Annotated in this window: 5 protein-coding genes and 1 pseudogene; 3 read left to right on the top strand and 3 right to left on the bottom strand. The window is 46.0% G+C overall.

The window, feature by feature from the left end; all coding sequences use genetic code 11:
- Positions 1-541: 541 nt before the first annotated feature.
- The gene (locus tag H6S82_RS11090; RefSeq protein ID WP_242056904.1) at positions 542-1999 is read right to left on the bottom strand and encodes an aminopeptidase P family protein; all 1458 of its coding nucleotides are present in this window, start codon (positions 1997-1999) and stop codon (positions 542-544) included.
- Positions 2000-2074: 75 nt separating this feature from the next.
- Here H6S82_RS11090 and H6S82_RS11085 point away from each other — a divergent pair.
- Positions 2075-2431, top strand: a pseudogene (locus H6S82_RS11085) (DUF4332 domain-containing protein).
- A 156-nt stretch (positions 2432-2587) separates the two neighbouring features.
- Here the strand turns inward: H6S82_RS11085 and H6S82_RS11080 are convergent.
- A complete protein-coding gene (locus H6S82_RS11080) occupies positions 2588-3202 on the bottom strand; it encodes a TetR/AcrR family transcriptional regulator (protein WP_190460979.1) in 615 nt (204 codons plus the stop codon).
- A gap of 810 nt (positions 3203-4012) precedes the next feature.
- Between H6S82_RS11080 and H6S82_RS11075 the strand changes: the two genes are divergently transcribed.
- Together H6S82_RS11075 and H6S82_RS11070 are read left to right on the top strand one after the other, a co-directional pair.
- Positions 4013-5563, top strand: a complete 1551-nt coding sequence (locus tag H6S82_RS11075; protein WP_190460977.1) for a pitrilysin family protein — start codon at positions 4013-4015, stop codon at positions 5561-5563.
- A gap of 153 nt (positions 5564-5716) precedes the next feature.
- Positions 5717-7192: a pitrilysin family protein gene (locus tag H6S82_RS11070; RefSeq protein WP_190460975.1), complete on the top strand. Its 1476-nt coding sequence runs from the start codon at positions 5717-5719 to the stop codon at positions 7190-7192.
- 215 nt (positions 7193-7407) lie between these two features.
- Here H6S82_RS11070 and H6S82_RS11065 read toward each other — a convergent pair.
- Positions 7408-7995, bottom strand: a 588-nt coding sequence (locus H6S82_RS11065) for a CHAT domain-containing protein (protein ID WP_191056223.1), incomplete at its 5' end; no start/stop codon positions are given.

Genomic DNA, 7995 nt, shown 5'->3' with positions numbered 1-7995 from the left:
TTATGAAAAGTAGGTTGGTAAGATTATTTCCTGCTTATTAGGCCGTGATACTTTTGGTGATAATTTTTTCTTTACTGCATTCTTACTTACTTGGAGGAGGTCTTTTCTTACAAAGTTGGATGGCTAATTGGCAATCCCTAAACATATTTTCAAAAATTTATTTATTATTTACTAACGTTTTTATATTTGGCCAAGATATTGTAATGTTTTTGCAATTAAGTACTTTCTTAAAAAAAGTACTCCAAGGGCAACAGGATTGGATTTTGAATAACTTTTTAGGAATCGCGACTTTGTTTTGAACAACTGGGCTTGCTATTTTGTTAATTAAACTACTGGTAGAACCGATAGAAGCCTACAGACAGAGCATAGCTAAAAGATTACTAGAAAAAAACCTCAACAGTAAACAAGAAATCTAAATTGGGCATTAAGCTCGCGATCGTCTAAAAGCGTCGGTTAGTGGATGAGCTAAATAAAAGATAACAGGTAATTGGGAATGGTAAAAATTTTTTACCGTTACCCATTACCCATTACCAATTACCGATTACCCACCCATAAAATGCTCGATCGCATCTGGGTGAGACGGCAAATCGGCTGTGATTATCTCGCTACCCGACTCGGTGACTAACACATCATCTTCAATGCGAATTCCTCGCACATCAGAAAACTCAGCCAGACGATCCCAATCGACAACTTCTTGATATTGTTCGCGTTTGTCTGGGTAATTCAAAAGCGACGGTACTTGATAAAAACCGGGTTCGATCGACACCAGCATACCAGCTTGTAGAGGTCGATCCAGACGCAGGAACTTCAAACCGGGACGATCGCTGCGAATTCGTCCCAGCTCGTACCCAGCCAAATCTCCCAAATCCTCCATATCGTGGACATCCAAACCGATGAGATGACCGACGCCGTGAGGGAAAAACGCCGTGTGAGCGTCCATTTCCACCAATTCTTCCACATCCCCCTTCATGATGCCCAGATCCAGCAGCCCTTGGGTGAGAGTAGTTGCGGCTAGCATATGAATATCCTTATACTCCACATCGGGACGTATCTTAGAAATGCAAGCATCGCGAGCTGCCAGTACCACTTCGTAAATAGCGCGTTGAGTGGGGGAAAACCTGCCAGAAACCGGCCAAGTGCGGGTCACATCAGATGCCCAACCCATCGCCGTTTCCGCACCTACATCCGCCAGTAGCAAATCTCCCGGTTGCAGGGGATTGTGATAGCGATCGTTGTGGAGAACTTCCCCGCGAACCGTGACAATACTGTTGTAAGCACAAGTCATGTTCCGAGCTGTGATGACGCTTTCCATTGCCGATCGCACTTCTGCTTCCGTTTTGCAATGTCGCGTTCCAGCCATCCCGGATTTATGAGCGTCAACCGTAGTAGCAGCCGCTTTTTGCAATTCTGTCAAAGCACCGGCATCGTGCTGAAGGCGCAATTTGACGATCGCGTATGCTAAATCCCAGTCAATCCAACTCAGGGAAGATGCCGAGTACAACCAGCGATTGAGTGTACCAGACTGTTGGTGGTTGAGCATCACATCCTGCACTGGAATTGTCGCACAACCTTGCGATCGCCACCTCAGTTCTCCCATCGGGTGAGCTGTGTTAGCCCCGATCAACTCAGCAATCTCCTCTCGCGTAGGCTGTTTTCCGTGCCACAGGAAATCGTCCGGATTGGGGTCATCCACAAACAGTTCCAGTCTGCCTGCCTCCATGCGAATTGCCGCATTTTCCAGGGGTAGTCCCGCAAAATAGAGAAAGTGACTGCTGGCGCGGAATGGCAATTTATTTGCCGGATAATTGCGAGATGGGGCGCATCCTGACCAGAGAACCACAGGGAAATCAATCAGCTCGAAAAGTCGCTTCCGCCGCTTGCGGAGTGTGTCTGCCAGGGTTTTGGCTTCACCAAGCGTGTCAGAATGAGAATTTTTTAGCGACGCCGTTAGCGAAGCTATGTCCAAGGCAATAGGCATCTCGGTCGTGACTTGCATCATAGAAAGGTACAATCCGGGAGCATCTCACTCTTGTCAGAATATCAAAAGACTCTAAATTCGGCAGACTGATTAAAGATGTCTTTTAAACCCAACAATTGTGAAAGCGCTATGCTGCTTGGGGATTGGCCGATCGCTCAACTGCCTGGGTTAAGCCGCAAGAACCAGTCTCAACTGCTGGAATGCGGCATTGCCACGACTGGGCAGCTAATGCTTTGGGCCAATTCTCCCGCTAGTAGGCAGGCACTGGCGAATCAGTTACAGATCCACGTTCAGTAGGTTAATCAATGGGTGGCTTTGGCGGATCTGGTTCGCGTCCCCAGGGTGGGCTGCCATTATTGCGGACTATTATTGCACGTTGGTGTTTGTTCTGTACCCCAACTGGCTCAGATTCCCCCCACAGATTGCACCAACAAATTTTGCGATTTCAGGTAGCCACGATGCAGCGCCGCGACCTCTGTCCTTCTGTAGAGCAAATTTCTTTGTGGATTCAACAAGCGCGATCGATTTTGGATTTTAGATTTTAGATTTTGGATTTTGGATTGTTTGCTATTTCCCATCGCCGATCGATCTCGATTTAGCCAAAAGGCGCTAACTTTTAGCCAGTACGCCGTTGAGAAAAATGTCGGCAATTCCCTCTGCCATTTCTTTGATGGCTTGGGGTGAAGCTCCTGGCTCCATAATGGTATCGTGGCTAAAACCTGCGATCGCAAACATTCCCACAAACACCTGCGCGACAATTTTTGGGTTCATCCGGCGATAAATACCTCTATCCATCGCCGTTTCAAAGAATGCTTCGGCTACATCCGTCATTTTGGCAATTACTTCCGACTGCACGCGATCGCGCAAATCTGGGTGAAATTGGGCTTCCATAAAGCAAACCCGCATCATATCGGCATTCGAGTGAAAATTCATCATCCGCCGTCGCATTACCTGCGCCACAGCTTCGTAACTGCCCATTTCGCTCAGTTCTGTCAGCAAATCGGTTAGTATTTCTACCCATCCCTCTGTCGCCACTTCCACCAAAATCGCCTTTTTGTTGGCAAAATGTCGAAACAAAGTTCCTTCTGCTACTCCCGCTGCCGCCGCCAGATCGCGAGTCGTCGTACCATCATAACCTTGACGGGCAAACAACTTTTGCGCTGCTTTGACGATGCGAGTGCGCGTCGCTTCTTCTGACTGAGTGGTTCGCTGCAAAATTCCCATATAATTCTTCTTGTTTCCTGTATACAACCCGAAGTCATTCTATTGGCTTTATTTCCTGGTCTCCCAGCTGCGATCGCGCCTTAACTTTTACTCAATCAGATCATCTTTCTCCATTTCATCTGGAGACTAACGCAGCACCAACCGCAGGTGTCGCCACTTAGAGAAGCTATAATTTTTTCATCTTATCCCCCTTTTGCTTCTTTCGCCCGTATCTGAGCCCGGTAACTTAACAAATCTGCTTAACTGTAAAATTTCTATACATCTCTTTACTAGCCCTAGTTTCTCATCTTACTTAGGAATATATCAGCTTTAAATAAGCATTTTCTCCCCGCTTAAATGTTTATACAAAAATTTACATTTCTCCAGTGTATTTTGGTAATTCTTCTGGTATAACTGGTAGATTAATTATTTAATTATAGGCAATGTAAAATTTTAAACGCACCACTCAACAATAAGGATTGTCATAAGTTCATAGTCTATAGTTCATAATTAAGAGTAATTGCTATCAAACATCAACAATGAACAATGAAAAGTTTTAAAATGTAAATCTTAGGAGCGAGCGCGAGATTATAGAATACATTTAGATCTGCTATAAAGATGAAAATCAATAATTATAGATTAAAAAAATCTCTTGGTGCGTTAAGTAATTAAAATCAGCTATAATGATCGACGTACCTTAATTTCAATGCCGGATTCGATCTGCGTGTCCGTGCAAAATGAAAAAAAAGCGTCAGCGTCCAAATTCATCTGTTGTAAAGGAAAAAATTTAATAGATCTATGATATTGCCTGGGTGGTTACTTCAGTTGACAATGCAAATAAAAAAAAGCTGGTGGCGTCAAGCGATCGCCACATTTTTATGTGTCGGGATGCTGTGGTTGGGACTCTGGCCACAAGCAGCTTTAGCGCGTACCCATAACATAGTAGCAGCTGCATCAATTCAGCCGTATTTAGATCGAGTCATGCAGCGAGTGACAGAGTTTCGGCTCGATAACGGCATGAAATTCATCGTTTTGGAAAGACATCAAGCACCAGTAGTTTCTTTTCTCACCTATGCTGATGTCGGCGGTGCAAACGAGCCAGATGGAAAAACAGGTGTAGCGCACTTTCTGGAACATTTGGCTTTCAAAGGAACCACGCGCATAGGCACAAAAAACTACGCAGCAGAAAAGCCACTACTGGACGATCTCGATAAATTATCGCAACAAATTCAAGCTGCTAAAGCCACAGGAAAAGAAGCAGAAGTTGCACAATTACAAGACCAATTCAAAAAAGTGGAAGCGCAAGCAGCCGAATTAGTCAAGCAAAACGAATTCGGTCGCATTGTTGAGCAAGCGGGAGGCGAGGGACTCAACGCCACAACTTCCACAGACGCCACCCGCTACTTCTACAGCTTCCCCTCCAACAAGCTAGAACTGTGGATGTCCCTAGAATCGGAACGGTTTCTCGATCCAGTGATGCGAGAATTTTATAAAGAGAAAGATGTCATCTTAGAAGAACGACGCCTGCGCGTCGATAACTCGCCCATCGGTAAAATGCTGGAAGCATTTATCGACACAGCTTACAAAGTACATCCCTATCGGCGTCCGGTCATCGGGTATGACGGAGATATCCGCAATCTGACGCGAGAAGACGTGCAGGAGTTTTTCGACACACACTACGTCCCCAGCAAATTGACGATCGCAATTGTCGGCGATGTCAACCCCGCACAAGTCAAAAAATTAGCCGAAACTTACTTCGGTCGCTACAAAGCCAAACCGACAACACCGGAAACTTTAGCTGCGGAACCAAAACAAACCGAAACCAGAGAAATAACCTTGCAATTGCCTTCGCAACCTTGGTATTTAGAAGGATACCACAGGCCAGCAATGAATCATCCCGATAACGCGATTTACGACATTATCGGTAGCATTCTCAGCGACGGTAGGACTTCCCGCCTGTACAAATCTCTGGTAGAAAAGCAGCAAATCGCACTCACCGCACAAGGTTTCAGCGGTTTTCCAGGGGATAAGTATCCTACAATGATGCTGTTTTACGCGCTGACAGCTCCCGGTCATACAGTTGACGAAGTGGCGAAAGGGTTGCGATCGCAAATAGATCGACTCAAAACCGAACCAGTATCCGCAGAGGAATTGGATCGGGTGAAAACGCAAGCGCGTGCGGGTTTGTTGGGAACCCTCAATTCCAATGATGGCATGGCTTCTGCATTAGTGGAATACGAAGTTAAAACCGGTAGCTGGAAAAACTTGTTCAAGCAACTCGATGCGATCGCAGCTGTCACCCCCGCAGATATCCAGCGAGTCGCGCAAGCAACATTCCAACCCCAAAATCGTACCATTGGGCGTCTTCTGCCGAAAGAGTGACGATCGATATGCAACCGCCACTGATGCAGAAAACCAAAAAAATTGGAGTCCGGGAAAATTTGACACCCATGGGTGTCAAATTCCGAAGATAGAAAAATAAAGGATCGGGTCAGAGGGTCAAAAGTGTTTTTCAATCGCAAATCTAAAATTGGCATGAAGCGCAGTATTCTCAAAGCGATGAGGCTAATGCTGCTAACCGTACTGCTACTATTGTTGGTCAAGTTACCAGCCTCAGCGCAAACCGCACGACATTATACAGAATTAACCTTTCCGCCGTTACCGGAAATAAAAGTGCCAGCTTACACCCGCTACAAGCTGGATAACGGCATCATCGTATATTTGATGGAAGACCGGGAACTTCCCCTCGTCGGCGGTACAGCCTTATTTCGCACAGGCGAACGTTGGGAACCGGCGGATCAAGTCGGTTTGGCTAGCTTAGTGGGAGAAGTGATGCGAACTGGGGGTACAAAAAAACACTCCGGCGAAGAATTGAATACTTTGCTGGAACAAAAAGCAGCTTCGGTGGAAACTAGCGTGGGAATTGCTTCAGCAAGTGCAGGTTTTAGCAGCCTCAGTGAAGATTTAGAAGAAGTATTTGACCTCTTTGCCGAAGTAATTCAAGAACCAGTTTTCGCCCAAGAAAAAATCGATTTGGCCAAAACCCAAGGACGAGGCGACATCGCCCGTCGCAACGACAACCCTGGCGGCATTGCAGGGCGAGAATTCCAGAAATTAATCTACGGCGAAAGCAGTCCCTATGCCCGCACGGTAGAGTATGCCACCTTAGACAATATTTCTAGGGAAGATTTGCTGAATTTTTATCAGCAATATTTCTATCCCAATAATATGATGTTGGGAATTGTGGGAGATTTTGACAGCCAAAAAATGCGCCAGATGATTCAGGAAAAGTTTGGCAACTGGAAACCAAACCCGCAACTAAAAATGCCAGCGTTGCCGAATGTTTCGCAGGCGAATAAGGGAGGTATATTTTTTGTAAACCAACCGCAGCTAACGCAAAGTTATATTCAAATGGGACATTTGGGCGGTCTGTTAAACAGTCCCGACTATGCGGCGCTGGATGTTTTGAATGGGGTGCTGAGTGGTTTTGGGGGAAGATTGTTTAACGAAGTGCGATCGCGCCAAGGTCTAGCGTACAGCGTCTACGGTGCGTGGAGTCCCCGCTATGACTATCCCGGTATTTTCGTTGCCGGCGGACAAACGCGATCGGAAACTACAGTACCGTTTGTGCAAGCAATCTTTGCCGAAATTAAGCGCATTCAAGACAAACCGATCGCCCCAGAAGAATTGGCTTTTGCGAAAGAGTCAGTGCTGAATTCTTTTGTATTTAACTTTGAAGACCCCAGCCAAACTTTATCGCGGTTGATGCGATACGAATATTACGGATATCCAGATGATTTCTTATTCCGTTATCGACGCCAAGTCGAAGCAACAACCGTAGCCGATGTTCAGCGCGTGGCGCGAACTTATCTGCAACCGGAGAATATCACCACTTTGGTTGTAGGTAATGCTGCTGCGATTCAGCCTCCTTTAACCAGCTTAGCCGCAAAAGTAACGCCGATCGACATCACCATTCCAGCGCCGAGAACTACCGCCACTTCCCAGCAATAAACAGCACTCTGGGGTACGTAGTTGCGCTTTAGCGCTAAATCTGGCGCTGAAGCGCAACTATAGCTAGGGACTAGGGCGTCGGGGCTAGGGACTAGGGAAGAGGGAAGAGGGAAAAGGGTTACGGAGTAAGTGCGATCGAACTAATTTGTAGGTTGGGTTGAGGTACGAAACCCAACCCAGAAAGAGCGCTCTCATCGCAACAACGTACCTAGAAATTAGGCTAAACCTTGCGATACAAAACCCGACCAATAATAGGGACTGATAAAGGGTAATGTTTCCCGACAAAGGAGATCTAATCGCACTCGCACATTTTTGATAATTTCTGCTTTATTTTCTGCCGATAGTTTCTGTTCAAAATACTCCTCTAATTGCCGTTTATGATTAGCATATAATTCATCGCCTGTCAAGTTACGCAGCTTGAATTGTGCTTGGCGGATTGCTTCCGATCGGCCCTTGTCCTGCTTTTCCTGATAGTATAAAATGCAAAACAAAGCAGTTGCTAAATCGTCCACAGACCACAAGGTACTGACCACATTTCTCGCACCAGCACAGAGGAAACCGCTAGCAATACTCAGCGGATCGTCGGTAATTTGGGTGAGGGTTAAATTTGTTTCGCAGCAGGAGAGGAAGACTTCGGCTAGGTGCGAAAATCTCCAAGTGAAAAGGCGACCGAGGTTGATATCATCGTTGTATAATTTAAGTTTGGATTCCAGGGAATTATTGAGATCTGACTCAGCGTGATGACTGGAATGGAGGACTTGCACGCGATCGAGTAAATTTTGATATTCACTGATAGTTGCTTT

The organism is Planktothrix sp. FACHB-1355 (assembly GCF_014748295.1).
In the GTDB taxonomy this organism is placed as follows: Bacteria; Cyanobacteriota; Cyanobacteriia; order Cyanobacteriales; family Aerosakkonemataceae; genus Aerosakkonema; species Aerosakkonema funiforme_A.
Note: the sequence above shows the minus strand (reverse complement) of the source record. Positions and strands in the feature narration are given on the sequence as shown.

What these genes read in the sequence shown, in the direction of transcription:
- H6S82_RS11080 (WP_190460979.1), bottom strand. Translation starts at nt 3,202, where the DNA reads ATGGGAATTTTGCAGCGAACCACTCAGTCAGAAGAAGCGACGCGCACT.
- H6S82_RS11090 (WP_242056904.1), bottom strand. Translation starts at nt 1,999, where the DNA reads ATGATGCAAGTCACGACCGAGATGCCTATTGCCTTGGACATAGCTTCG.
- H6S82_RS11075 (WP_190460977.1), top strand. Translation starts at nt 4,013, where the DNA reads ATGCAAATAAAAAAAAGCTGGTGGCGTCAAGCGATCGCCACATTTTTA.
- H6S82_RS11070 (WP_190460975.1), top strand. Translation starts at nt 5,717, where the DNA reads ATGAAGCGCAGTATTCTCAAAGCGATGAGGCTAATGCTGCTAACCGTA.